The sequence below is a fragment of the Paracoccaceae bacterium Fryx2 genome, from assembly GCA_032334235.1.
Classification (GTDB): domain Bacteria; phylum Pseudomonadota; class Alphaproteobacteria; order Rhodobacterales; family Rhodobacteraceae; genus JAVSGI01.
Map to the genome: position 1 here is coordinate 1 of JAVSGI010000001.1, position 23,669 is coordinate 23,669.

Here is a 23,669-nt window from a genome sequence, read left to right on the forward strand (position 1 = left end):
GTTGGCATCCCAGGCCGCGTCGATCTTGAGGCTCAGGGCGGCATCCGATTTGGCCCGGGCCGAGGCCCGGTCAGGATCACGCATGATCGCCCGCCGGTCATAAAAGGTGGAAGGGGCAAACTGCAGTGCCCTGCAGATCGGCTCGACCCCGAATGCCTCTCGGCTTTCCTCAATGAAAGCAGTCATTTGCGAAACGGGCGGTCGAGCTCCGCCTGGGCAAAATACGCTGAAGCTTTGCGCAGAATCTCGTTCGCTTGCCGCAGTTCCCGGTTCTCGCGCTCAAGCTCTTTGATCCGCGCGATCTCAGCGCTGGTAGGTCCCGGCCGTTCGCCACCATCGCGCTGGACCTGTCGCATCCAGACGCGAAGGCTGTCCGTCGAACAGCCCAATTTACCTGCAATCGCCGTCAGCGCCGCAGCCTCGCTCTGATAATCATCGCGGTGTTCCATCGCCAGCCGCACCGCACGCTCGCGGAACTCAGGTGAATACGGCTTCGAGGTCTTCTTCTTTGAGGTCTGTTCCATAACGGGCAATTCTCCGAGAGTTTTGCCCTCCGGTAAACCCGGGGCGGTTCACCCCTGCGGACCGGGGCGACCGCCCGCTTCGGGTCCCGGCAGGTTCCGTCCAGCCGGACTTCCCGTCGGTGCCTCCGCCCGATCCTGCACCGGATCGGCAACAGACTGCGCAGAGGTGCTGCGACATGTGCCGCGCGCCGGTGGATCGGAGCACCGACTTCGGCGGCAGCTGGATCGACCGTCATTGCGTGCGCACGTGCAGCGGATTCCTGATCGGAACCTTCATCGCGGACGGCTACTGGACGTCAGGCAATGGCGAGGCGCTCTGTGGCGAATGTGTGGACTCGCTCATCGGCTATCTGATCCGGCCGCCGGAGGGCATGGTCCATGACCGCAAGCGGAACAGCGCTGTTCCAGCGGAGAGGCTGGCATGAACACGTTGCATCATGTTGCCGCCCGCTTCCCTGACCTCTTCGTGCCGAATTGGACGACCGACCTCACCTGCGGCAGCAGCTGGTCGACGATAGCCAGCGACGCCTGCAATCAGCTCGACGCCTTGCGTCGCAGGGATGACGCGGGTCTCAGGGTCCACCACATCAGCCGGAATTTTGGCGGTCTTCGGCTTTGGGCCGAACCCGCCACATCGCAGGTGCGGACCATTGTGGATTGGGCGGAGCGACTGTCGCGCTATTCCTGTGAGTACTGCAAGAGCCCCGGCGTGTATCGCGAGCACCCGTTCGGGGCCTGGCTCACGCTCTGTCCCGATTGCGCCGAGCGCGAGCTTGGTTTCGACAGAGGGCGGCGCTGATGTCTGTTCATACCATCCCGTACGACAGCGGCCTGGTGGCCCTGGTCGGTGACCTCCACTACGACAACCATGACCGGGCGGGCCTGGATCCGATCGAGTCCGGTGGTCTGTCGGGGTTGCCCTGGACCAGGCTCGATGCCCTGATCGTCACGGGCGATCTGGCCAATTCCCCATGCGTCAGCTGGCGGCCGGCGCTGCGCCGGCTGTCCCGGTGGATCGACCCCTCACGGATTTACGTCCTGCCGGGCAATCATGATTACTACGGCTTCGGGATCGACGGCGATGGCGATCTGCGCCGCCACGCCGCTGCGGAAGGCATGCATTTCCTCCAGAAAACCGAGCTGATCCATGGCGCGACGCGGTTCCTGTGCGTCACGCTCTGGACCGATTTTGACCTGCTGGGTGACCCCGCAACCGCGATGCGGGAGGCGGGACGCCGGATGAACGACTATTCCCGAATTTCGATGCCAGACCCGCAGCAGGCAACCCTCTTGCAGGAGTTTCAGGCCAGCCGCCGCCGGGTGTCCCTCACTCCGGAGGTGGTGCTGAAGCTCCATCACAATCATCGCCGTTGGCTCGAGGACCGTCTGATCATGTTGCGCGACAACCATCTTGGCCGGTGCCGGCAACCACCTTGGCCGGTGGGGCTGAACGGAAGACGGGCATGCCCGTCTGGAGGGCAGCCCCACCGGCTTGATTGATTTCGGGGAAGGTGCTGGTCGCTGCGGGTTGGTAAGCCGGGTTCCTCTGCCGTCAAACGGAGGATCCGGGTTGGCCTACAAACCCATCAACGACCAGCAATTGAGATTATACATGTCCGACCTCCGATATCACAGTCAGCGCACGTCGGCCGCCCGCGCCGGGTTCAGTGAGCGCACGGCCCGACGGTTCGATGCCAATCCGACGCTGCCCTCGAACCGCAAGATCGTTCACGGGCGCACGGTGGCCGATCCCCTCGAGGGTTATTGGGAGGGCGACATCCTTCCCTTGCTGGAGAGGGACAGCGCCTTGCAGGCCGTCACCCTGCTGCGCCACCTTCAGGGCCTGCACCCGCTGGCCTTCCCCGATGACCGCATCCGGCGCACCCTGGAACGGCGGGTGCGGCAGTGGCGGGCGCTGAACGGACCCGAGCGCGACATCATCTTCCGCCAGACGCCGGAGCCGGGCCGCATGGCCCAGTCTGACTTCACTCATGCCGAGGAGCTGGAGGTGACGATCGCGGGCCAGCTATTCCCGCATCTGCTTTACCACTTCGTCATGGTCTACAGCCGGTGGGAGCATGTCGGGGTGGTCCTGGGCGGGGAGAGCTTCACGGCCTTGGCCGAGAACCTGCAGCAGGCGCTCTGGTCGCTCGGCGGGGCACCACAGGAGCATCGCACCGACAGCCTCTCGGCCGCTTTCCGCAACCTGACGGCTGACCAGCGCCAGGATATCACCACGCGCTACAATGCCTTCGTCGGCCATTACGGCATGGAGGCCAGTCGCAACAACCGCGGCGAGGCTCATGAGAACGGCGCGGTGGAATCCCAGAACCGGCACCTCAAGAAAGCCATCGAACAGGCGCTGATCCTGCGCGGCAGCCGCGACTTCGCCAGCATTGAGGACTACCGCCGCTTCATCGACATTCTGGTGGCACGGCGCAACCGGCAGCGGGCGGCGGCCACGCAGGTGGAACGGGCGCATCTGAAGCCCCTGCCGCGCCGGCGCACCACCGACTTTACAGAGACCGTGGTTCCGGTCACCCGCACCAGCGGCTTTCTGGTCAAGAGCATCTTCTACAGCGCCCCGTCGCAGCTGATCGGGCAGCGCTTGCGGGTCCACCTTTACGACGATCGCCTTGAGGCCTTTCTCGGCAGCACCCTGGTCGTCAGCCATACAAGGGCGCGAGGTCGCGGCGATGGCCATCGCGTGCATGTCATCAACTACCATCACGTCATCCATGCGCTGCGGCGCAAACCGCAAGCCCTGTGGAGTTCGATCTACCGCGACAGCCTGTTCCCGCGAACCGAATACGCTGAGGCCTGGAAGGTGCTGCAGCGCGATCTGCCCCGCCGCGACGCCTGCCGCCGCATGGTCGACCTGCTGTTCATCGCCCACGACCGGGCCTGCGAGGCGGAACTGGCACATCTGCTGGCAGCAGAATTGGACGCGGGCCGGGTGCCCGATCCCGGACCTCTGGCATCCTGCCTGAACCCGCGGCAAACGGCGCTGCCGAGAGATGTTGCCGTCGCCCATCCCTCGCTCGACAGCTTCGATGCCCTTCTGGGAGCCTGCGCATGACCTCCCGCGAGATCGACATCCACACGCTGCCAGGCATGCTGACCGCGCTGCGCCTGCCCAGCTTCCACAAACTCTGGACCGAGATTGCCACCCGCGCCGATGCCGAAGGCTGGCCCGCTGCCCGCTTTCTGGCCGTCCTCGCGGAATACGAACTGGCCGAGCGCGACATGCGCCGCATTCAGCGCCACATGAACGAGGCACAGCTACCGGCTGGCAAGACGCTGGCGACCTTCGACTTCAAGGCGCTGCCAACCCTGCCGCGCGCCCGGATCGAGGCCTTGGCGGCCGGCGACTGGCTGGAGGGTGGCGGCAATCTGATCGCCATCGGCAATTCCGGCACGGGCAAGACGCACATTCTCTGCGCGATAGGCCATGCCCTGATCGAGCGGGGACACCGCGTGTTCTATACCCGCACCAGCGATCTGGTGCAGCGACTTCAGGCCGCCCGCCGCGATCTGGTGCTCGAAGCCGCGCTCGCCAAGCTCGACAAGTTCGACCTGATCATCCTCGACGACATCACCTACGCCCACAAGGATCAGGCCGAAACCGGCGTGCTCTTCGAACTGATCGCCCGGCGCTACGAATACCGCAGCATCGCCATCGCCGCCAACCAGCCCTTCAGCGGCTGGGACCAGATCTTCCCGGACAAGGCGATGACCGTCGCGGCCATCGACCGGCTGGTTCATCACGCAGCGATCCTGGAGATGAATGCCGAAAGCTTCCGCCAGCGCGCGGCCGCCTCCAACAAAGAGGCGCTGAGCAGACCGCCAACGACAACCATCGCCGACAACAAGGACAAAGGAGAAGGCTGAGCGAAAAACAATTCCAGATACGCCAACCCAGCGGCCTAAAACCGGCCAACGTGGTTGACGGTCACGGACATGCTGGTTGACGCGCTACAGCAAGCGGCACCGGTTCTGGATCCGTGGTTTGTGGTTCGCGATCCAGCCTCGGCGCTGTGCCTCTCGGGCGCGGTTTCAAACCATCCGCTGCTGTCGGGCGAGGGCCGCTGGGTCGCGACCTCGATGTTGTTCGGCCTCGACCCGCAGGCAGGTCACGCGCGGACATACAGCCGGTGGTACAGACTCGGCCGACTGATCGATGTGGCGGAGTACGAGGCTCTGCGCGGCAAGCCGCTGAATCCGGCGCTGAAGCCCGTGCGGGCTGACGACGTCAAACCCTGGCTGGCCCGCATGCGCAAGCGCGTCGCCAGGGAGGGGCTCCGTGGCTGATCCCGGACAGGCGAAATGCCGGGCGGTTGAGGGGGCGACAGATCCCGATGCCGTGCCGGGGCCGCCGATGATCACAGCGGGCCAGAAGGTGACGGCCCTGACGGCAGGCCGGTCACCGACAGGACGGCTCTGACCTGCCGCCCGGACCGTCCACCTTTATCCCGGGAGTCATGACATGGCCCATTTCTACACTGCCGACCTGCACCTGAACCACAGCGCGATCATCCGTTTCTGCAACCGCCCGTTCGCCGATGCGAAGGTTATGGATCAGACCATCCTGCAAAACTTCGAGTCACAGGTCGGGTGGGACGATGACCTCTGGATCGTCGGGGATTTCGGGTTTGGCGGCGGGATGCACCGCGCGTACCTCGAGCGCTGCTTCCAGCGCCTCCCCGGCCGGAAACACCTGATCGTCGGCAATCACGACAAGCCTTGGGTCCGTACCCTGGGCTGGGCATCGGTGCACGACATCGTGTCGGTGACGGACGGGGACCGGCGGTTTCTGCTGTGCCACTACCCGATGATCACCCGGGACCACGCGCGGCGCGGGGCTGTTCAGGTGTTCGGCCATGTCCACAACAACTGGCTGGGCAGCCGGAATGCCGTCAACGTCGGGGTCGATGTGTGGAATTTCCGACCCGTGCAGGCCGCAGACATCCTGCGCCGGGCCAGAACGCTGCCCGTCAACAGGCATTGGTCCGACGTGGAGCCCGGCAGCGCCACCGGCACCGCAGAAGAGGATGCGTCGGGGACGGACCCCGGCCCTCGGCCCCGCAGATAATCCGCAGAGGGAGAATTCCATGATCACGTTTCACACCCCGGAGGTGCCGCCGTCCCTGAACCTTGACCTCAGGGAGCTGGACGGCGGCGGGTCCTGTCCGGCCCAATTCCACGGCGCGACCCATGATGGCCGATCGGTCCATGTCCGCTATCGGGGCCGATGCCTGCGCGTCGACATCGCCAAGGCGTCCGGCGACGACGCCATCCACGGCACCAACGGTCTCGACGTTCTCATCGGGACGCCCCTCGACGGCACAATGATCCTCGGAAGGCTCTTCGCCGATCTGGACCAGATCCGGGAAGTGGCTCGTGAGGGGTTCGATGTCTGACTCCCGCAGGACGCAAACCTCAGTGGTCGAAAGGGCAGGCACCAGGATGAAGCTGCTTGTCCTGGATCTGGATGAAACCCTTGTGCACGCAACCGAGGTCCCTCTTTCCAGAGAGCCCGATTTCAGTCTGTACGGCTACTGCGTGTATCGGCGCCCCTGTCTGGACCAGTTTCTGCAGTTCTGCGATGCCCACTTCGCCGTCGGTGTCTGGTCCTCGGCAGGAGATGACTACGTGCAGGCGATGGTTCGGGAAATCTTCCCGAACCCTGCGGGCCTGATCATGGTGTGGGGGGCCTCCAGAACAACCATGCGCCGGACACACCCCGGCGATCACGACGGGTTCGGGCGGCCGCTTCCTGACTTCCATCATCAAAAGCGGCTCCGGAAGTTGACGAGGTTCGGGTGGTCGATCGACGACATGCTGGTGGTGGATGACTCGCCCGAGAAATGCAGGGCCAACTTCGGCAACGCGATCTATCCTGCGCCGTTTTTCGGCGACACGAACGATGACGAACTGAAGTACCTGGCAGGATATCTGCTCAGCTTGCGCGACCGCGACCGTATCCGGAAGATCGAGAAGCGGGGATGGCGATCATCCACCTTCCCAATGCCGTGGTGACTGCAGGTTCCGCAAAGTCCCGGACAACGACATCACCTACGCCCACAAGGATCAGGCCAAGACAGGCGTGCTCTTCGAGCTGATCGCCCGGCGCCACGTTGGCCATCCGGGTCTTGAGATGACAGCCAGGGAAGGCGGGCTGTCCCGGCGCGGTTCACGGCTTGGGTTGAGCACCAAACGATGCTATGATTACAGGTGATTACAATGGAGCACACCATGCCGCAGCGCGCAGCATCCGAACCAATCACCATCCGCACGGCCAAGGTGGCCGAGATCGACGCCTTGGCGGGCGCGATGGACCGTTCCCGCAACTACATCGTCAATCAGGCGATTGAGCAATATCTTGAAGCCAACACATGGCAGATGGAACGGATCAGGGACGGCATCACCGCAGCCCGTGATGGAAAGGTCGCGCCTGCGGGCGAGGTCTTTGCCGGGATAGCAGCGAAGCACGGCTGGTCACGTTGAAGTCGCTGGTCATTGCGGAACCTGCGGCCCGCGATCTTGAAGGGATCGTGGATTACATCGCTCTGGATGATCCCGGCGCTGCTCAGAGGGTGTATTGGGGAATCGTGGCTGCGGCCGAGAAACTGCCCGAGTTTCCGGCCTTGGGCCGTCCCGGACGCCATCCCGAAACGCGGGAACTCAGCATCCCGGATTTCCCCTACCTGATCGTCTACGAGGTTGGCCCGGAAGCGGTCACGATACTCGCCGTATTTCACACCTCCCGCGATCTGGCGAAGGCGTTGCGTGACAGGATGCACACGGAAGGACAAGCGTAGGTGAATGCCGGACCAGCCCGCCACCAATCGGCAAAGCGAAAGGTTGCCGGAACTTTTCCGGGAGAATTCAATGCCATCGAAGGGCTCTTCACCCACACACGGTGCCCGAGCGACAAGGGAGCGCGACGAAAACCCCAGTTCGTCGTCGCGATGACCCCGCAGACGTCTCGTGACACCGTCTCGAACCCGCGACAGCAGCCCAAACCACCCCAGAAACCCACCCGATCCGACCAACGGCGCGGGTTCGGTGAATAAGCTGGGATGACATGGCCCATTTCTGCACTGCCGACCTGCACCTGAACCACAGCGCGATCATCGACGTGTTCGCGCGGCGGGTCGTGGGATGGCGTGCTTCGACATCCATGAAGACGCAGTTTGTGCTCGACGCGCTGGACCAGGCGCTTTGGCAAAGAAAGACACAGGATAACAATAGCTTGGTTCACCACTCGGACCGCGGGTCGCAATACCTGTCGATAAAATACACCGATTACATCCTGCTCGACGAGCCGCTGAATAACCTCGATATCCGCCACGCGGTCGGCATCATGACCCTCATCGGCAGGGCGGCCCGCGAACTTGGCAAGACGGTTGTCGTGGTGCTGCATGACATCAACATGGCCGCGGCCTGCTGCGACCGGAGTGTCGCGATGAAGGACGGACGGATCGTACGTCACGGCGCCCCCCGGAGGAGGTCATGGAGGCCGGATTTCTGCAGGAGGTCTATGAGACGCCCATCGAGGTTCACCGGCTCTCGGGACGTTGGATCGCCGTCCATTGAATGGCTCGCCCGCGCTTGAAGCCATCCATCCCTGTCCAGAGCGGCGCTGATGCAGGTGTCGATGAGTCTTGACCGCTGACGCTGTCGCCGAATGTCTGCCGCGTCAATCCGACGCGCGTCCATGCGGCGACGACGGGGGCTAGTATGGGCATCATGCACTCGGATCAAACACCTCATCCGCACAGACCCCGGTCGGGGCCAAACGACGTTGCGCATGCAGACTGGATCAACCGGCTGGGGCCCGGACATCTCCAGCGCTACATGGCCGGTGCTACGATCTTCGTTCCAGGGTCGGGTCGGGATGTCCTGATGCTGCTCGAGGCGGGCACCGCGCGCGTCTACCTCAACAGCGGCACCAGAGAGCTGACCCTGTGTCGTCTGCGCGCCGGTGGGGTGTTTTCCACGCATACCCGAGCCTGGGTGAGCGCCTTGGAACGGTGCGAGATGCGCAGTTGGCCGCTTTCACAGATGATGCACCTGATAGCGCAAGAGCCCGCTCTGGGCGCGGCCGCATTCCGGGATGTCGGTCAGATACTGAGCGGCGCGCTGACCCTGATTGCGGATTTCGCGGAGAATGGGCGCTGATTTCGCGCGATCGTGGGCACGCGTTTCGCGCCATTCTGGGCAGTCATTTCACGGGATCGTGGGCAGGCTGGCCGACGCTTTCATGGAGTCAGGCTTGAACGATTTGGTCAAGCTTTTTTGTGACGGCGGAGCGCCTGCGCAGGCTTTCACCTGAGAGGGTGAGGCGGTGTGCGTTGTGAACGAGGCGGTCGAGGATGGCATCTGCGAGCGTTGGGTCGCCGATGGCTTCGTGCCACTGGTCAACGGGGAGTTGGCTTGTGACGATGGTGGAAGCGCGGCCGTGGCGGTCTTCGAGGATTTCCAGCAGGTCACGGCGCTCCGGGGCGGTGAGGACGGCGAGGCCCCAATCGTCAATGATCAGCACATCCATGCGGGCGATGGTTTTGAGGATGCGTTCATGGCGGCCATCGCCACGGGCCAGAGCAAGGGCCTCGAACATGCGCGGCGCACGTTGATAGAGGACGGGCCGCCCATCCCGGCACGCCTTGTGGCCAAGGGCGCAGGCGATCCAGCTTTTGCCCAAACCGGTCGGCCCGGTTATCAGCAGGTTCTCGTGCCGGGCGATCCAGCCGCCATCGGCAAGATGCGCCATGACACTGCGGTCAAGACCACGTGGGCTGCGCAGGTCCAGATCCTCGACGCTGGCATCTTGGCGCAGAGCCGCAAACTTGAGCCGGGAGGCCAGTTTCTTGGTGTCGCGCTCTGCAGCCTCGCGGTCGACCAGCAGGCCGAGACGCTCTTCGAACGAGAGGGCGTCGAAGGCGGTTGACCTGCGTTGTTCTTCGAGCGCCGATGCAATGCCGGTCAGGCCGAGCGCCAACAGTCGGTCGTGGGTGGGATGGGTCAGCATTTTAGTCCTTTCTCAATGGTAATAGCTGCCGCCACGAATGTTGGCGTGCTGGAGGGGGGCGACCTCTTCGGAGCCTTCCAGGAAGGCGCGATCGAGGCCGGTCTTGAGGATCGAACGAATGGAGGTGACGGTGCGGGCCCGGATGGTCACACCCCGCTGGCAGGCCGCATCAACGCGCTCCGGCCCATAGGTTTTGACCAAGGCCAGCACACCCAGGCAGGTGCGGAACCCCTGTTCAGGATGGGGGCGGTCAGCCATCACCATCTCGCAAAAGGCGGCGACGGCGGGGCCGGTCTTGGTTGCCTGCGCCAGCATTCTGGCCGGGGTCCATTCGGCAAAGCGACGATGGGCCGATGGCATATGGTCGGCCACGGTGACATGGCTGCGCCGCCCCGGGGTGCGCACGTGGCTCGCAACCCTCTGACCACGATGGAATATCTCGACCGTCTGGCCGCTTGTGCGAACATCGACCTCTTGTTTGATCAGCGCGAAGGGCACGGAATACCATGAGCTGTCGACCTCAACGTGATAGTCGGGTGCCACGCGGGCGCGCTTCCAGCGGGCGAAGACATAAGGTTCGGGCGGTAGGGGCTGAAGATTGGGCCGATCCAAAGTGGCAAACAGATCGGCGCGGCTGGCGCCATAGCCGCGCATCACGCGCATGTTCAACTCGTCCAGCAGCCGCCGGATCGCCACGTTCAACTCGGCCAATGAGAAGAACCGGTGGTTCCGCAGCCGCGCCAGAATCCAGCGTTGTGCCACTTGGACAGCCACTTCCACCTTCGCCTTGTCCCGGGGTTTGCGCGGCCGGGCGGGCAGAACGGCGGTGCCATAATGCGCCGCCATCTCGGCATAGGTCCGGTTCAGCCCCGGATCAAACCGGTCTGCCTTGATCACGGCGGACTTCAGATTGTCCGGAACCACCGCCTTTGGCACGCCGCCCAGAAAGGCGAACATCCGGATATGCGCGAGGATCCAATCTTCCAACCCCTCCGATGCCACCGCCTCGGCATAGGTGTGATTCGATGCCCCCATTGCCGCCACGAACAGCTTCATGGCCCGCGCTTCGCCGGTCGTGGGGTCGATCACGTCGATGGTGTCGCCGGCAAAGTCAACGAACACCTTCTCGCCGCCCACATGTGTCTGGCGCATCGTCGGGCGCACCCGACCCTTCCAAGCCTCGTAATGCGTGCAAAACCAAGTATAGGCAAAACCCCCGGGGTGCGCGGCACGGTATTCTTCCCAGAGCAGCATCCGCGTCACCCCAGGGCGGCGCAACTCGCGGTCAATCTCCGCCCAGTCGGGCACAAGCCGCTCCGCGTCCGGCACCGTGGGCGGGGCTGGAAACAAAAGAAGTTCAAGGCTGTCGTCATCGATCCCCTCCGGCAAGGGCCACGTGAGCCCGGCATGACGCGCCCGTTGGGTGTAGCTTCCGACGCTCCCCTTGCTCAGACCGAGGGAAGCGGCAATGGACCGCTCGCTCAGGCCTTGCCCAAGCTTCAATCGCAAAACATCTCGTATCCGGCGCATGTTCAATCGTCCTGTCGGCATCAAGCCACCCCTTCATTCCTGAAGGCGCAACTATCCTCAATTTGCCGACCAGACCTGCCCGCGATCCCGCGAAATCAGTGCCCAGCTTCACGCGAAATGACTGCCCATGATCCCGTGAAATCGATGCCCACCATCAAGCGAAACACGCACCCTGATAGAGGACCTGGCATTTCGCCCGGTAGGCTCGCGGCTTGCAAGCCATCTGCTGAGACAGCGGGAGGCGCTGGGGACGGACACCATACCGATCGGGCACACCGGCGCTTTGGCCGAGACGCTTGGAACCTCTCGACAAACGCTGTCAACGCAGATCAACCGGCTCATCCGTGAGGGAGTGGTGGCACGTCCGGACCGGCGGTCGCTGGTTCTCCGGGATCCCGAGCGTTTGACGGCTCTCTCGGAAGTGTCAGCAAGCTGACAGATTTTGTTCTCTGACCGTAGCATATCACCAGAGAACCTCCACAGCCAAAAGGTGGGCCCGCCACATGCAGCAGCTTGTCCCTGATCGCTACAAGACCTTCATAGGCATCAACTGCGATACGAACGCCGAACGAATGATGCGTCTATTGAGCGACGCGATGCAGCGAAGCGATACCCCCTGGGTCGGCTACCTCACCGCGAAGCTGGCGGAACGGGCGCGGATGGGTCAGGACGATCTGCACTTCATCGGCAGTCAGGTGAATGCGCTCCGCTCTTTTTTCGAGGAGATCGAGGATACGGCGGGGCAGGCGCTGCTCGACCATCTTGAAGAGCACTGCTGCTGAACGCTCCGATATCCCTCACGTTCGGCATTAATGGATGGTTAAGCGATCTACGTTGCGGCGGAAATCCGCCAATGGTGGTTTAGACCGCAGCGGACACCATGGCTGGCCGAGGGCACGGAAGATCACGGCGCAGAGGCTGTGCTGGATGGCGCCCTGGCGGAAGCGCGTCAGGTGAAAGATGCTCTCTTGGCTCAGCCGATTTGGAAGGACGGGTGGGATGCCGAGGGCAACCGGGGGGTGTGTAGACGCTGGGGCGGCGACAGTACTCGCCGATCTCGGCCTCGTTAAGGCCGCCGATCAGCCAACGAGGGAGGGCGATGGGCGGCCGCTTTACAAATGGCATGCAGGTGGTTGGATTGCACCCGGAGTCTGGGCAGCCGAGGGCCGAGCGGGTCGCGGCGATCTCAACTTCCTGCGGTTCGCCGAAAATCTTAACTCGCAATGCTCTTCGGCCATGTTGACCATTTACCGTCCAAAATGATCAGCACCGCCCGTTCCGCCCTGCGCCCCCGCCACCCGCGATAAGATGCCATTATCAGGGGTGGTGGGGTGAGCCCCAAAAAGGTCGCAACCTGGCCCGAGAAGCATGCGGGAAAGTCCTCAGATCAATGGTCGGATACAACGCCCAACAGCGACATACCGGGAAGGCCCGCCGCCTGGCGGTCAAAGGTGACCGTCTTGTCGCACCCGGCCCCCTGCCCTGCCAGCGCGATCATCTGATCTGCAAAGCCGGCACCGCCTTTGCGCAACCGGTCCACAGCCACAGCGACGTGATCCGCCGCTTCAACCACCAGTTCGCGTGCGCCAAGCAGGCCCTCGATCGCGTCGGCAATGTCAGTGCGCGGCAAGCGATAGATTTTCTGCAGGACCCAGACCAGCTCGACCAGAACCTCGCGGCAGACGAACCCGGGTTCAGCCGCCGTGAGTTTGGCAAGAACCGTGTTTGCCAGCGCCGCCTGCTCTGCGTCGTCCTTCATCAGGAAGCGGACAATCACATTGGTGTCGAGGCCTGTCATCATGTCGGCATGCCCGATTCCGCAGCACCTTCGGCAATCGCCTCTTCGATCTCCTCAAGGGTCGCCTTGTGCTGCGACCGGCCTTCCAACAGACCGGCCAATGCCATCACGGGCCGACTGCGCACGATCCGCACTTCGCCACCGTCAAGGATCATGTACCGCACCCGGTCGCCTGGGTTCAGGCCCAAAGCCTGCCGGACATCCCTTGGCAGGGTTGTCTGGCCTTTGATGGTGACGGTGGATTCTTGCATGGCGCGCTCCAAGTCTAACGGCGTTTATGCATTACAAGTGCCACATTTGCCTTACATATTCAAGGTGCACGCGTGAAATCGCTCGCCCTAACTGCCTATGGGGTCGAATGCCGGACGGGGCAAAATCGTATCATAGAGTCAAAAAATAATAATAAAAACAATGTTTTGATTGTCTTAACTCCTGACTTGCCATTATCAGGGGTGGTGGGGTGAGCCCCAAAAAGGTCGCAACCTGGCCCGAGAAGCATGCGGGAAAGTCCTCAGATCAATGGTCGGATACAACGCCCAACAGCGACATACCGGGAAGGCCCGCCGCCTGGCGGTCAAAGGTGACCGTCTTGTCGCACCCGGCCCCCTGCCCTGCCAGCGCGATCATCTGATCTGCAAAGCCGGCACCGCCTTTGCGCAACCGGTCCACAGCCACAGCGACGTGATCCGCCGCTTCAACCACCAGTTCGCGTGCGCCAAGCAGGCCCTCGATCGCGTCGGCAATGTCAGTGCGCGGCAAGCGATAGATTTTCTGCAGGACCCAGACCAGCTCGACCAGAACCTCGCGGCAGACGAACCCGGGTTCAGCCGCCGTGAGTTTGGCAAGAACCGTGTTTGCCAGCGCCGCCTGCTCTGCGTCGTCCTTCATCAGGAAGCGGACAATCACATTGGTGTCGAGGCCTGTCATCATGTCGGCATGCCCGATTCCGCAGCACCTTCGGCAATCGCCTCTTCGATCTCCTCAAGGGTCGCCTTGTGCTGCGACCGGCCTTCCAACAGACCGGCCAATGCCATCACGGGCCGACTGCGCACGATCCGCACTTCGCCACCGTCAAGGATCATGTACCGCACCCGGTCGCCTGGGTTCAGGCCCAAAGCCTGCCGGACATCCCTTGGCAGGGTTGTCTGGCCTTTGATGGTGACGGTGGATTCTTGCATGGCGCGCTCCAAGTCTAACGGCGTTTATGCATTACAAGTGCCACATTTGCCTTACATATTCAAGGTGCACGCGTGAAATCGCTCGCCCTAACTGCCTATGGGGTCGAATGCCGGACGGGGCAAAATCGTATCATAGAGTCAAAAAATAATAATAAAAACAATGTTTTGATTGTCTTAACTCCTGACTTGCCATTATCGCGTGTCGTCGCTTCTCCCTGATCTTCACGGAATTTGTCAGCCAGTCACCCTAGCGCCAGTTGCGGCCGGGTGCGATCATGTCGAGGACATGAACCTCGCTGGCCTCCGGGTGGACCTCGTAAAGGAAGACGTACCCCTCCAGGGGGAACATGCGCACGGTCCCGTGAAAGCCCGGACCGGCCTCCGGGAAGGTGCCGAGCGTCTTGACCAGACGGCCCTGGATGCGTTCGAGAAAGTCGATGAGGGCAGGAATATCTTCGAGATCAACATGGTCAATGAGCCGACCGAGGGCAAAATCGACCGCCGGGCCGAAGATGACGGTTGCCGGTTGCAAGATGCAGGTCTCAGGAAATGCGGCTCAGGGCGCGCCGGCGGAGCGCGGCAAAGTAGATGGCGTCCGCAACGATCCCCTCCCCGTCGGCAATCGCCTTGCGGCTCTGCTCAAGCCGCCTGTTCAGGTCGATCTGGGCCATCACCGCCTCGATGAGTTTGAGCTTGCCGGACGCGACCTCCGCCTTCAGGGGATCTGCCAGGAAGCTGTCGGCCAGGGCGCGAACGTCCTCCATCGAGAACATCGCCGCAATCTCGCGATTGTTCTTCGTCACCGTGACCGGCTCCCGAAGGCTGGCCTCCAGAAGCCTCCCGAAGGAGTTCTTCGCCTCGACGGCGGTCATGGTCCTCATCGGCATTTTCCCCAGGATCGCAAAGCTGATAAAGCCAGTATAGCTCGAATGGCTCGTTATGCAACCTCCCAGCTGCTTTACAACCCCAGCCAACGGCTTTGGACTCAGCCGCTGCGCAACACTGGCGTTTGGCGCGGCCGACCGGCTCCTCGATCTTTTGCGGCGCTTCACCGCCGCGCCGTCCGCCAGGAGCACAGCCGCCCGAAGGTCGAGTCTTTCAAAGCCTGGGCCGAGGAGCAGTTCAAGCACATCTCGGGCAAAAGCGACCTTGTTGGTGACGCAGCGCCCGCGCCACGCCTGCCGGTGCTGCTCGGGTGCGGTGATGCAGGCGCATGTCCGAACCAGCGCCCCGACCTCGCCGTCGTCGACCGTGGCTATCGCGGTCATGGTGTTGAGAAGACCCGCGTGCTGAACCGCCGCAACGCACTCTTCGCCGGCCACGACGAGGGCGGAAGGTGCTGGGCGCGCTTCGCCAGCCTGATCGGCACATGCAAGATGAACCGGGTCGAGCCCTACGCCTATCTCGTCGACCTCTTCTCCCGGCTCGCCAATGGCCATCTCGACAAGGACATCGACGCGCTGACGCCCTGGGCCTACATCCCGGCGGCCAAACCTGAGATCGCCTCACTTCCGGGAAAATGACCTCATCCGGGAGTCCCCAGTGAGCTCACAAGACTTCTGACAATCGGCAAACGCCAGTCGCCAGCGCGACCGGGCGAGCGACCGCAAGAAAAACATCAATGGCCCGGAGACGTCGCTTACGATGGATACCATCGTGCAGCGACGGCCTTGAATCGCTGCAGGCCAGCGACCAGCTACTTGCCCCTATCCGCTCAGGCGGGCTCTAGCACCACCGTGACGTCGCGCGGCCGGGCGTGGTAGGGCGACGAGGTGACGAGCACATGCGCACCGGTCGCCGCATATTCGGCCGCATTGGCAGTCGTGATGCCTCCGGCGGCTGCGACACGAGCTGGCGAGCCCGACAGGTCGGCAACCACGTGCGCCACCGCATCGGGCACGAACTTCTCGAGCTGCACCACGTCCGCGCCCCATTCCGCTGCCCGCAGCGCATCCTCGTGACAGGTGACCTCGACGACGATGTGCCTTTCGGGGCAAGCGCTGCGCAGCCGCATGAGCTGGCCCTTCAGGCAGCCGGGCGCGAAGGCGCGGTGCTCGGGGAAGACAAGCACCGTGTCCGACAGGCCCGCGCGATGGATCGTGGCACCGCCCGCCGTCACCGCCTTGAGCGCCAGCGTCCGCGTGCCTGGCACGGCCTTGCGCGTGCAGGCCACGACCACCCCAAGCCTGACAGCGACCGCCGCATCGACAAGCTCGCGCGTCGCGGTGGCGAGACCCGCGGCCCATTCCACCAGCACCTGCGCCACCTTCCAGCCGGCAAAGAGCGCCTCGGCGGGCCCTGCTGCCCCGAGGATCATGTCGCCACGCGCGCGCGCCTCGCCAGAGGCGGCGGCGAGATCGACCGCGCAGCCCAGAAGCTCGAAGATCCGCCCCGCCTCCTCGACCGCGCAAAGGGTCATCGGGTCGCGCGCCGCCATCACGAGGTGCCCGCGCGACCGGTCGAAGCCGAGAGAGCGCGTGGTGAGGTCGCCGAACGGGACGTCCTCGCGGATCAGCGCGAGCAGTGCCTGGTCGTCGATGAGGAACATGGGGACACTCCTTGATTACCTTGATTTTCCTGGGCAATGGCTTGGGGGGGCGGTGCGGGTCTTCCAACTCCGGCAGGGCGGCACCGATGCTCACTTGTGCCGCCAGACCTTCCAGGCCGAGACGAGCAGGATGGCTGCCAGCCCCGGCAGCAGCACCGCCTCGGGAACGATGCCGAGAAGCAACCCGCCAATGAAGGTGCCCAGCACCGAACCCGCCGCCATGACCAGCACGAAGCGGCGGTTGCGGCCGAGGGTGGCGAAGCTCTGGTCCTGGCTGTAGCGGGCGAAGCCCACCAGCATCGTCGGCAGGCTGACCGCCAGCGACAGGCTGCCGGCCAGCTTGATGTCGGCACCGAACAGGATCACCAGCGTCGGGATCAGAAGCTCGCCTCCCGCCACGCCCATCAGCGAGGCGACGATGCCGATCGCCAGCCCGGCCAGCACGCCCGCCACCATCTGCGGCGCGCCTTCGAGAAGCGGCGCGCCAGTCGTGACCCCGTGCCCTGCCACAAGGACCACCGCGATCACCACCATCAGCGCTGCGATCACACGGTAGAGCGTCGCCGTGCGCAGCCGCGTCGCCCATCCCGCCCCGAGCCACGCCCCGGCAAGGCTGCCGGCGAGCAGGTTCAGGATCACCGGCCAGTGGGCGGCAAGATCCGCGAAGGGGACGGTCCCGGCGCGGAACGGAAGGGCGGTCGCGACCACGATCAGGCTCATGGCCTTGTTCAGGATCACCGCCTCCAGCGCCGGAAAGCCGAAAAGCGCGATCAGGACCGGCAGGCGGAACTCGGCGCCGCCCAGTCCGATCAGGCCGCCGAGGGTGCCGATGACGCCTCCTGCGGCAAAGGCGGCGGGGCTGCGGGTGGCGGTCATGGGGCGCATCGGGAACCTCTTGGACAACGGGTAACGGGACTTCGGGTCAGCTTTGTGCGGGCGGTGGGGCAGGATGGGCCAGCGCCACGGCCTTCAGGCGCGCGACGACCAGTTCGCCCGGCCGAAGATGCAACCTGTCCCACGACAGACGCGAGATGCCGGCGAGCACCGCAGCCCCCCCGCCCTCGGCCCCCAGCGACAGGCGCACCGTCATCTGGTGGCCGGTGCCCGCCTCCGCCCCTTCGATCCGGGCGGGCAGCGCGTTCAGGATCGTCGTGTCCTCGGGCATGTCGCGGCCAAGGCTCACGTCGCTGGCCGGAATGCGCAGCCGGCAGCGGGTGCCGGGTGCCCCGAGGTCGCCCGGCACCACCAGCCGCCCGCCCGGCACCTCCACCTCCGAGAGGCCATAGACCGGATCGGTCGCCACCACGCGGCCGTCGATCACCGCCGCCGGGTTCGGCATGCGGATCAGCGGCAGGTCCGGGTTGGCCAGCAGATCGGCGATCGGCCCCGCGGCGCGAACCCGGCCCGCCTCCATCAGCACCAGCGTGTCGGCCAGCCGTTCGACCTCGGCGATGTCGTGGCTGACGTAAAGCACCGGGATCGACAGCGCCGCGTGCAGCCGTTCCAGATAGGGCAGGATCTCGTCCCTGGAGAACCGGTCGAGCGCCGACAGCGGCTCGTCCATCAACAGAAGCCGCGGCTGCGACAGCAGCGCCCGGCCGATGGCGATCCGCTGCCGCTCGCCGCCCGACAGCATGGCGGTGGGGCGGTCGAGAAGCGGCGCGATGCCCAGCAGGTCGATCACCTCCTCCATCCCGATCCCCTGCTCTCCGGCCCCCGACCGCCGCAGGCCGAAGCGCAGGTTGCCCTCGACCGACAGATGCGGGAACAGGCTCGCTTCCTGAAAGACATACCCAGCGGCGCGGCGGTGGGGCGGCACGAAGCGCCGTCCTTCCTGCCAGCTTTCACCATTGACGCGCAGGCTGGAGCCGGGCAGCCGCATCAGCCCTGCCACACCGCGCAGCACGCTGGTCTTGCCGCAGCCCGACGGGCCGAACAGCGCGGTGACCCCGCTGCCCGGCACGGTGAAGCGCGCATCCAGGACAAAGCCCCCCAGCCGCCCGCAGAAGGCCGCCTCGATCATCGCCGTCCCCATTTCAGCCGCCGCTCGATCAGCAGCATGGCAAGGATCACCAGGAAGGACATCGCCAGCATTCCCGCCGCCAGCACATGCGCCTTGCTCCATTGCAGCGTCTCGACATAGTCGAAGATCTGTACCGACAGCACCTTGGTCTGGCCGGGGATGCCGCCGCCGATCATCAGCACGACGCCGAACTCGCCCACCGTATGGGCAAAGCCGAGGATCGCACCGGTCGACAGGCCCGGCAGCGCGAGCGGCAGCGCCACGGTGAAGAAGGCATCGAGCGGCGAGGCCCGCAGGGTCGCCGCCACCTCCATCGGGCGCGGCCCCATCGCCTCGAAGGCGTTGCGGATCGGGTTCACCACGAAGGGCAGCGAATAGAAGACCGAGCCCACCACCAGCCCCTCGAAGGTGAAGGACAACTGCCGCCCGAGGATCGCTGTCAGCGGCGAGGCCGGCCCCATGGCGATCAGCAGGTAGAAGCCCAGCACCGTCGGCGGCAGCACGATGGGCAGGGCGACGATCGTGGCGACGACCTCCTTCCAGAGGCCGCCGCTGCGGGATAGCCACCAGGCCAGCGGCGTGCCCAGCAGCAAGAGCACCACGGTCGTGATCGCGGCAAGCTGAAGCGTCAGCAGGATCGTCTCGATCATGGCCGCATCGAGCAGCGGGCTGTCCCCGGTCATGGCTCAGTCTCCGGTCGTGTAGCCGTAGCGCTCGATGATGGCGACTGAACCGCCCCGGGTTTACCGGAGGGCAAAACTCTCGGAGAATTGCCCGTTATGGAACAGACCTCAAAGAAGAAGACCTCGAAGCCGTATTCACCTGAGTTCCGCGAGCGTGCGGTGCGGCTGGCGATGGAACACCGCGATGATTATCAGAGCGAGGCTGCGGCGCTGACGGCGATTGCAGGTAAATTGGGCTGTTCGACGGACAGCCTTCGCGTCTGGATGCGACAGGTCCAGCGCGATGGTGGCGAACGGCCGGGACCTACCAGCGCTGAGATCGCGCGGATCAAAGAGCTTGAGCGCGAGAACCGGGAACTGCGGCAAGCGAACGAGATTCTGCGCAAAGCTTCAGCGTATTTTGCCCAGGCGGAGCTCGACCGCCCGTTTCGCAAATGACTGCTTTCATTGAGGAAAGCCGAGAGGCATTCGGGGTCGAGCCGATCTGCAGGGCACTGCAGTTTGCCCCTTCCACCTTTTATGACCGGCGGGCGATCATGCGTGATCCTGACCGGGCCTCGGCCCGGGCCAAATCGGATGCCGCCCTGAGCCTCAAGATCGACGCGGCCTGGGATGCCAACCGCAAGCTCTATGGCGCGCGGAAGATCTGGCATGTTTTGCGACGGCAGGGTGAAGACGCCGCCCGCTGCACCGTGGAACGATTGATGCGCCATCTGGGCATCAGGGGCGTGGTCCGTGGCAAGAAGGTCATCACGACCAATCCTGACACGTCTCTGCCTTGCCCGGACGACAAGGTGAACCGGCTGTTCATGGCGGATCGGCCGAACAAGCTGTGGGTTTCAGATTTCACCTATGGGCACCTCGATTTTTGACTGTTTTCGCGGCAACGGCATAGCAGGTTCTGCCCGAAGCGCGGCAGCGACCTTCAGCTGACCGATTGTTGCCTTGGTTTTTATGATCTGCCGCCCATTTCGCCTCGCGGACCTTCGGTTCAGGGCCGTTTTTAGCGATGCGCGGGGCGATCTGCGTCCTTGGCCGACCGTTTTCAGGCTGGGTGCGGGTTGATGCGACCCAGTTGGCCGAGGCGGCGCATGTTGTAGGCGAGATTCTTCATGCCGACTTTGGCCTTCGCCCGCACCAAGCCGATGGTGCGCACCAGGGTGCCGCCCATGTCGTTGGCCTGCGCGCCGAAGATGTGCTCAACCCGGACCCGCACGGTGGATTTGGTGCGGTTGCTGCCCTTGGCCTGGTCGGTCAGCGGCTTGCCCCGATTGCCCTTGCGGTGGATGTGGCTTTTCAGTTTTAAGGCGCGGAGTTTGGCCTCCATCTCCTCGGACCGATAAGCAGCATCCGCCCACACGCCAGACCCGGTGTTGCCCTGCATCAGCAGATGATCCACTGCCTGGCTGTCATGCACAGCGGCGTCGGTGACGTGGTAGCGCCGGACCAGCTTATGCGTGCGGTCCACATTCACATGGTTCTTGTAGCCGTAGTGGCTCTTGCCGTGCTTTTTCGTCCAACGTGCGTCCACATCCTTTTGCACCCGTTTCGCTGGCTTATCAGCCCAATCCTCGGGGACCTCGCCCTTCTTGATCGTTGCGTTTTCATCGCGCGTGTTGTGATTGCGCGGCACCGGCACGATGGAGGCGTCCAGGATCTGACCGCCGCGCGCAATGTCAGCCCCGCCGCGCCAAATGACCGTCAAACAACCCGAACAACTCCTCCACCTTGCCGGCCTGCGCCAGCGCATCGCGATACAGCCACACCGTCTTGGCGTCGGGCACCCGGTCACCAAGGCCCAACCCCAGGAAGCGCATAAAGGAAAGCCGGTCGCGGACCTGATATTCGATCTGATCATCCGACAGGTTGTAAAGCGCGCTCAGAACCAGCGTCTTGAACATCAGCACCGCATCTATCGGCTTGCGCCCCGCGCGGGACTTGCGATCCGCAACAGGCTTGCGCCAGACCCGCTCAAGAGCCGGACGAAACTCCTCCCACGGCACGACGGCATCAATTTCGACCAGCGGATCCCTTTTGGCATCGAGGCTCGCGTAACGGTCCGAAAGATCGAAAAAACCCATCTGCGCCATCGTTGCATCCCCAATGCCAGTTCACTGTCTCACCATACCGAAGTGCGGGGGATGGGGCAATTTATAGAGGTGCCCCTATGTGCCCACATGGTCCGGCACCGTCTACGTGGCCTTCGTCATCGACGTCTTTGCACGTCGTATTGTCGGTTGGCGCGTCTCGACATCGATGAAGACCCAGTTTGTGCTCGACGCGCTGGAGCAAGCGATCTGGCAAAGAAAGACGCCGGATAACAAGAGCTTGGTCCACCATTCGGACCGCGGATCACAATACCTGTCGATCAAATACACCGAACGCCTGGCCAAGGCCGAGATCGACCTTTCCGTTGGAACAGTTGGCGATGCCTATGACAACGCCTTGGCTGAATGCGTCATCGGCCTGTTCAAGACAGAGGTCATCAACCAGATCGGCCCCTGGAAATCAATGCGCGAGGTCGAATGGGAAACGCTGAAATGGATCGATTGGTATAACAACCGCCGCCTGCTTGGCCCAATCGGATACATCCCACCCGCAGAAGCAGAGGAGGCGTTCTATGCAAACCTGAACTCACTCGATATGGTCGCGTAGTCATTGAACAAACCACCCTCCGGTAAACCCGGGGCGGTTCATCCGGAGGAAGTCGAGGAAGGCGCGCGCGGCCTCGCTGGTCTCGCCCCGTTTCAGCAGAACGGCATCCTGCCGGATCGGGGCATGAAGCTCCTCCGGCACCATCCAGCGCGAGCCCGTGTCGTCCAGGATCACCTGCGACAGGGCCACGAAGCCAACGGGCGCGTTGCCGGTGGCCACGAACTGATGCGCCTGGCTGATGCTCTTGCCGGTGACCAGCTTCGGTTGCAGGCTGTCGTAGACCCCCAGCGCCTGCATCGTCTCGACTGCCGCGGCACCATAGGGGGCGGCGGCCGGGTCTGCGATGGCGACATGGGTCAGGTCGGGCCTGCGCAGCGCCGCCTCGGTGCCGTCGATGAGGTCCGGGTCGGCGCTCCACAGCACCAGCGTGCCGATGGCATAGGTGAAGCGCGTGCCGGGGACGGCGAAGCCCTCCGCCTCGGCCTTTTCCGGGCGGGCCTGATCGGCGGACAGGAAGACCTCGAACGGCGCGCCCTGCGAGATCTGGGTGTAGAACTGGCCGGCGGGGCCGAAGCTGAAGGTGACGGTATGGCCGGTGGCTTCGGTGAAGGCCGCGGCGATCTCGGTTGCGGGCTCGGTGAAGTTGGCGGCGACCGCGGCCAGCGTCTCGCCTGCCCGGACGGGGGCGGCGAACACGAGTGCGGCCAGCGCCGCAGTGAAGGCCGCGCGCAGGGCTGTCGTGCAGAATGTCATGAAGATATTCCTTCTTGAGATTTGGAAAAGCCCGGCGCCCGAGGAGCCGGGCCGGGAGGCGTCACGGCATTGCCAGGATGACGTGGCTGGCCTTGACGAGAGCGGTGGCGCGGTCACCGGGCTGCAGGTTCAGATCGCGCGCGCTTTCCAGCGTGATGATGGCGGCCATGGTCTTGCCGCCGCCGAGGTCGAGCACGATTTCCGAATTCACCGCCCCGTCGGTGCGGGCCGCGACGGTGCCCGTCAGCCGGTTGCGCACCGAAATGCCTGCCGGAGCCTCGCCTGCGGCAAGGATCACGAAGCTCGACTTGATGAGGGCAAAGACCTCGGTGCCAGCTGCAAGGCCCAGGTCGTCGGCGCTGCGCTCGGTGATGATGGCGGTCAGGCTCTGCCCGTCGGCGAGGGCCATCGTCACCTCGGCGCTGACCGCGCCCTCGGTGACACGGGTGACGGTGCAGCGATAGACGTTTCGCGTGCTGGTTTTCATGAAGAGACTCCAGAGAGGGTTGAGGGAAGTGTCGGACCCTCCGAGGCCGACCTCGAGCGCGCTCACGACGCGGGCAAGGCCGTCCTCCACAGCGGCAAAGGTGGCGATGACCCGCGCCCCGGCGGGCGTGATCGTGGCGCCTCCGCCCGCCTTCCCGCCCGGTGCTGCGGTGACGAGCGGGGTGGCGAACAGGTTGTTCATCGCGGCGACCGCGTCCCAAGCGGCCTTGTAGGAAAGCCCCACAACCCGCGCCGCGCCCGAGATCGAGCCCTGTTCCCGGATCGCCTTCAGCAGACGGATGCGCTCACCGCCCATCCGGGGCAGCGCCCCCCGCTGCAGCACCAGCCCGCCGCGAAGATCCTCGTCCATCTTGCCCTCCCGCTATGTAGTCCGACACCACAACGGTAAGCACGCGGCGTGCCAACCTTGATTTTGTTGCTCAGAAACGCGTCGGCT

The 23,669-nt window shown here is 64.1% G+C and carries 30 protein-coding genes, 5 pseudogenes and 2 other annotated features; of the genes and pseudogenes, 19 read left to right on the plus strand and 16 right to left on the minus strand.

All coding sequences use genetic code 11. The annotated features are described in order from the left end of the window. Positions 1 to 524, minus strand: a pseudogene (locus RNZ50_00005) (transposase). Further along, positions 112 to 228, minus strand: a sequence feature (AL1L pseudoknot). It overlaps the preceding pseudogene by 117 nt. A gap of 176 nt (positions 525 to 700) precedes the next feature. Between RNZ50_00005 and RNZ50_00010 the strand changes: the two are divergent. The 13 genes and pseudogenes from RNZ50_00010 (at position 701) to RNZ50_00070 (ending at position 8,708) form a co-directional block, all read left to right on the plus strand. Next, a complete protein-coding gene (locus RNZ50_00010; GenBank protein MDT8853441.1) occupies positions 701 to 949 on the plus strand; it encodes a hypothetical protein in 249 nt (82 codons plus the stop codon). Then, positions 946 to 1,323, plus strand: a complete 378-nt coding sequence (locus tag RNZ50_00015; GenBank protein ID MDT8853442.1) for a hypothetical protein — start codon at positions 946 to 948, stop codon at positions 1,321 to 1,323. The genes RNZ50_00010 and RNZ50_00015 overlap by 4 nt, the downstream gene beginning before the upstream one ends. After that, complete coding sequence (locus RNZ50_00020; protein ID MDT8853443.1) at positions 1,323 to 2,024, plus strand: metallophosphoesterase; 702 nt, start codon at positions 1,323 to 1,325, stop codon at positions 2,022 to 2,024. Before RNZ50_00015 ends, RNZ50_00020 begins: the two co-directional genes overlap by 1 nt. Positions 2,025 to 2,094: 70 nt before the next feature. After that, a complete protein-coding gene (gene istA / locus RNZ50_00025) occupies positions 2,095 to 3,603 on the plus strand; it encodes an IS21 family transposase (GenBank protein MDT8853444.1) in 1,509 nt (502 codons plus the stop codon). Continuing rightward, a complete protein-coding gene (gene istB, locus RNZ50_00030) occupies positions 3,600 to 4,415 on the plus strand; it encodes an IS21-like element helper ATPase IstB (protein MDT8853445.1) in 816 nt (271 codons plus the stop codon). Before istA (RNZ50_00025) ends, istB (RNZ50_00030) begins: the two co-directional genes overlap by 4 nt. A gap of 69 nt (positions 4,416 to 4,484) precedes the next feature. Next, positions 4,485 to 4,835 (plus strand): hypothetical protein, encoded by a 351-nt coding sequence (locus tag RNZ50_00035; protein ID MDT8853446.1) that lies wholly within the window; start codon positions 4,485 to 4,487, stop codon positions 4,833 to 4,835. 175 nt (positions 4,836 to 5,010) lie between these two features. Beyond that, complete coding sequence (locus tag RNZ50_00040; GenBank protein MDT8853447.1) at positions 5,011 to 5,616, plus strand: metallophosphoesterase; 606 nt, start codon at positions 5,011 to 5,013, stop codon at positions 5,614 to 5,616. Positions 5,617 to 5,635: 19 nt separating this feature from the next. Continuing rightward, the gene (locus RNZ50_00045) at positions 5,636 to 5,944 is read left to right on the plus strand and encodes a hypothetical protein (GenBank protein ID MDT8853448.1); all 309 of its coding nucleotides are present in this window, start codon (positions 5,636 to 5,638) and stop codon (positions 5,942 to 5,944) included. A gap of 46 nt (positions 5,945 to 5,990) precedes the next feature. After that, complete coding sequence (locus RNZ50_00050) at positions 5,991 to 6,563, plus strand: HAD family hydrolase (protein ID MDT8853449.1); 573 nt, start codon at positions 5,991 to 5,993, stop codon at positions 6,561 to 6,563. A gap of 204 nt (positions 6,564 to 6,767) precedes the next feature. Further along, positions 6,768 to 7,031 (plus strand): ribbon-helix-helix domain-containing protein, encoded by a 264-nt coding sequence (locus RNZ50_00055; GenBank protein MDT8853450.1) that lies wholly within the window; start codon positions 6,768 to 6,770, stop codon positions 7,029 to 7,031. Next, entirely contained in the window at positions 7,028 to 7,345 is a 318-nt protein-coding gene (locus tag RNZ50_00060) for a type II toxin-antitoxin system RelE/ParE family toxin (protein ID MDT8853451.1), read from the plus strand. Before RNZ50_00055 ends, RNZ50_00060 begins: the two co-directional genes overlap by 4 nt. Before the next feature lie 305 nt (positions 7,346 to 7,650). Then, positions 7,651 to 7,830, plus strand: a pseudogene (locus RNZ50_00065) (DDE-type integrase/transposase/recombinase). Positions 7,831 to 8,432: 602 nt separating this feature from the next. Continuing rightward, positions 8,433 to 8,708, plus strand: coding sequence for a hypothetical protein (locus RNZ50_00070; GenBank protein ID MDT8853452.1), 276 nt, complete (start codon positions 8,433 to 8,435; stop codon positions 8,706 to 8,708). Between the two features lie 88 nt (positions 8,709 to 8,796). Here the strand turns inward: RNZ50_00070 and istB (RNZ50_00075) are convergent, their stop codons facing one another. After that, positions 8,797 to 9,558 carry an IS21-like element helper ATPase IstB gene (gene istB / locus RNZ50_00075; GenBank protein MDT8853453.1) on the minus strand — a complete coding sequence of 254 codons (762 nt, stop codon included), beginning with the start codon at positions 9,556 to 9,558 and terminating at the stop codon, positions 8,797 to 8,799. 12 nt (positions 9,559 to 9,570) lie between these two features. After that, positions 9,571 to 11,109, minus strand: coding sequence for an IS21 family transposase (gene istA, locus RNZ50_00080; GenBank protein MDT8853454.1), 1,539 nt, complete (start codon positions 11,107 to 11,109; stop codon positions 9,571 to 9,573). 163 nt (positions 11,110 to 11,272) lie between these two features. Here istA (RNZ50_00080) and RNZ50_00085 point away from each other — a divergent pair, with 163 nt between their 5' ends. Then, positions 11,273 to 11,524 (plus strand): helix-turn-helix domain-containing protein, encoded by a 252-nt coding sequence (locus tag RNZ50_00085; protein MDT8853455.1) that lies wholly within the window; start codon positions 11,273 to 11,275, stop codon positions 11,522 to 11,524. Between the two features lie 67 nt (positions 11,525 to 11,591). After that, positions 11,592 to 11,870: a N(2)-fixation sustaining protein CowN gene (cowN, locus tag RNZ50_00090; GenBank protein ID MDT8853456.1), complete on the plus strand. Its 279-nt coding sequence runs from the start codon at positions 11,592 to 11,594 to the stop codon at positions 11,868 to 11,870. 605 nt (positions 11,871 to 12,475) lie between these two features. Here the strand turns inward: cowN and RNZ50_00095 are convergent. From RNZ50_00095 to RNZ50_00120, 6 genes are all read right to left on the minus strand, one after another. Continuing rightward, positions 12,476 to 12,889: a type II toxin-antitoxin system VapC family toxin gene (locus tag RNZ50_00095; GenBank protein ID MDT8853457.1), complete on the minus strand. Its 414-nt coding sequence runs from the start codon at positions 12,887 to 12,889 to the stop codon at positions 12,476 to 12,478. After that, positions 12,886 to 13,137 carry a type II toxin-antitoxin system PrlF family antitoxin gene (locus tag RNZ50_00100; protein ID MDT8853458.1) on the minus strand — a complete coding sequence of 84 codons (252 nt, stop codon included), beginning with the start codon at positions 13,135 to 13,137 and terminating at the stop codon, positions 12,886 to 12,888. Before RNZ50_00100 ends, RNZ50_00095 begins: the two co-directional genes overlap by 4 nt. A 265-nt stretch (positions 13,138 to 13,402) precedes the next feature. Beyond that, a complete protein-coding gene (locus tag RNZ50_00105; protein ID MDT8853459.1) occupies positions 13,403 to 13,816 on the minus strand; it encodes a type II toxin-antitoxin system VapC family toxin in 414 nt (137 codons plus the stop codon). Beyond that, on the minus strand, positions 13,813 to 14,064 hold the full coding sequence (locus tag RNZ50_00110; GenBank protein ID MDT8853460.1) for a type II toxin-antitoxin system PrlF family antitoxin: 252 nt from the start codon (positions 14,062 to 14,064) through the stop codon (positions 13,813 to 13,815). Before RNZ50_00110 ends, RNZ50_00105 begins: the two co-directional genes overlap by 4 nt. 247 nt (positions 14,065 to 14,311) lie before the next feature. Then, entirely contained in the window at positions 14,312 to 14,596 is a 285-nt protein-coding gene (locus tag RNZ50_00115; protein MDT8853461.1) for a hypothetical protein, read from the minus strand. A 10-nt stretch (positions 14,597 to 14,606) separates the two neighbouring features. Then, positions 14,607 to 14,936, minus strand: coding sequence for a type II toxin-antitoxin system prevent-host-death family antitoxin (locus tag RNZ50_00120; GenBank protein ID MDT8853462.1), 330 nt, complete (start codon positions 14,934 to 14,936; stop codon positions 14,607 to 14,609). Positions 14,937 to 15,113: 177 nt separating this feature from the next. Here RNZ50_00120 and RNZ50_00125 point away from each other — a divergent pair. Beyond that, positions 15,114 to 15,587: pseudogene (locus RNZ50_00125) on the plus strand (transposase domain-containing protein). 191 nt (positions 15,588 to 15,778) lie between these two features. Here RNZ50_00125 and modD read toward each other — a convergent pair. The 4 genes from modD to modB form a co-directional block, all read right to left on the minus strand. After that, positions 15,779 to 16,612, minus strand: a complete 834-nt coding sequence (gene modD, locus RNZ50_00130; GenBank protein MDT8853463.1) for a ModD protein — start codon at positions 16,610 to 16,612, stop codon at positions 15,779 to 15,781. Between the two features lie 90 nt (positions 16,613 to 16,702). Beyond that, entirely contained in the window at positions 16,703 to 17,497 is a 795-nt protein-coding gene (locus tag RNZ50_00135; GenBank protein ID MDT8853464.1) for a sulfite exporter TauE/SafE family protein, read from the minus strand. Between the two features lie 37 nt (positions 17,498 to 17,534). Beyond that, positions 17,535 to 18,647, minus strand: a complete 1,113-nt coding sequence (gene modC / locus RNZ50_00140) for a molybdenum ABC transporter ATP-binding protein (protein MDT8853465.1) — start codon at positions 18,645 to 18,647, stop codon at positions 17,535 to 17,537. Beyond that, on the minus strand, positions 18,632 to 19,318 hold the full coding sequence (gene modB, locus RNZ50_00145) for a molybdate ABC transporter permease subunit (GenBank protein ID MDT8853466.1): 687 nt from the start codon (positions 19,316 to 19,318) through the stop codon (positions 18,632 to 18,634). The genes modC and modB overlap by 16 nt, the downstream gene beginning before the upstream one ends. Positions 19,319 to 19,414: 96 nt before the next feature. On the opposite strand from modB, the gene RNZ50_00150 reads away from it, so the two are divergent. Together RNZ50_00150 and RNZ50_00155 are read left to right on the plus strand one after the other, a co-directional pair. Next, positions 19,415 to 19,756 carry a transposase gene (locus tag RNZ50_00150; protein MDT8853467.1) on the plus strand — a complete coding sequence of 114 codons (342 nt, stop codon included), beginning with the start codon at positions 19,415 to 19,417 and terminating at the stop codon, positions 19,754 to 19,756. Then, positions 19,711 to 19,827: a sequence feature (AL1L pseudoknot), on the plus strand. It overlaps the preceding gene by 46 nt. Next, complete coding sequence (locus tag RNZ50_00155) at positions 19,753 to 20,190, plus strand: IS3 family transposase (protein MDT8853468.1); 438 nt, start codon at positions 19,753 to 19,755, stop codon at positions 20,188 to 20,190. It overlaps the preceding feature by 75 nt. Before RNZ50_00150 ends, RNZ50_00155 begins: the two co-directional genes overlap by 4 nt. Before the next feature lie 173 nt (positions 20,191 to 20,363). On the opposite strand, the pseudogene RNZ50_00160 reads toward RNZ50_00155, so the two are convergent. After that, a pseudogene (locus RNZ50_00160) lies at positions 20,364 to 21,408 on the minus strand (IS5 family transposase). A 76-nt stretch (positions 21,409 to 21,484) separates the two neighbouring features. Here RNZ50_00160 and RNZ50_00165 point away from each other — a divergent pair. Beyond that, positions 21,485 to 21,973, plus strand: a pseudogene (locus RNZ50_00165) (IS3 family transposase). Here the strand turns inward: RNZ50_00165 and modA are convergent. Further along, on the minus strand, positions 21,974 to 22,726 hold the full coding sequence (gene modA, locus RNZ50_00170) for a molybdate ABC transporter substrate-binding protein (protein MDT8853469.1): 753 nt from the start codon (positions 22,724 to 22,726) through the stop codon (positions 21,974 to 21,976). A gap of 61 nt (positions 22,727 to 22,787) precedes the next feature. Next, the gene (locus RNZ50_00175) at positions 22,788 to 23,582 is read right to left on the minus strand and encodes a TOBE domain-containing protein (protein ID MDT8853470.1); all 795 of its coding nucleotides are present in this window, start codon (positions 23,580 to 23,582) and stop codon (positions 22,788 to 22,790) included. Positions 23,583 to 23,669: the final 87 nt, after the last annotated feature.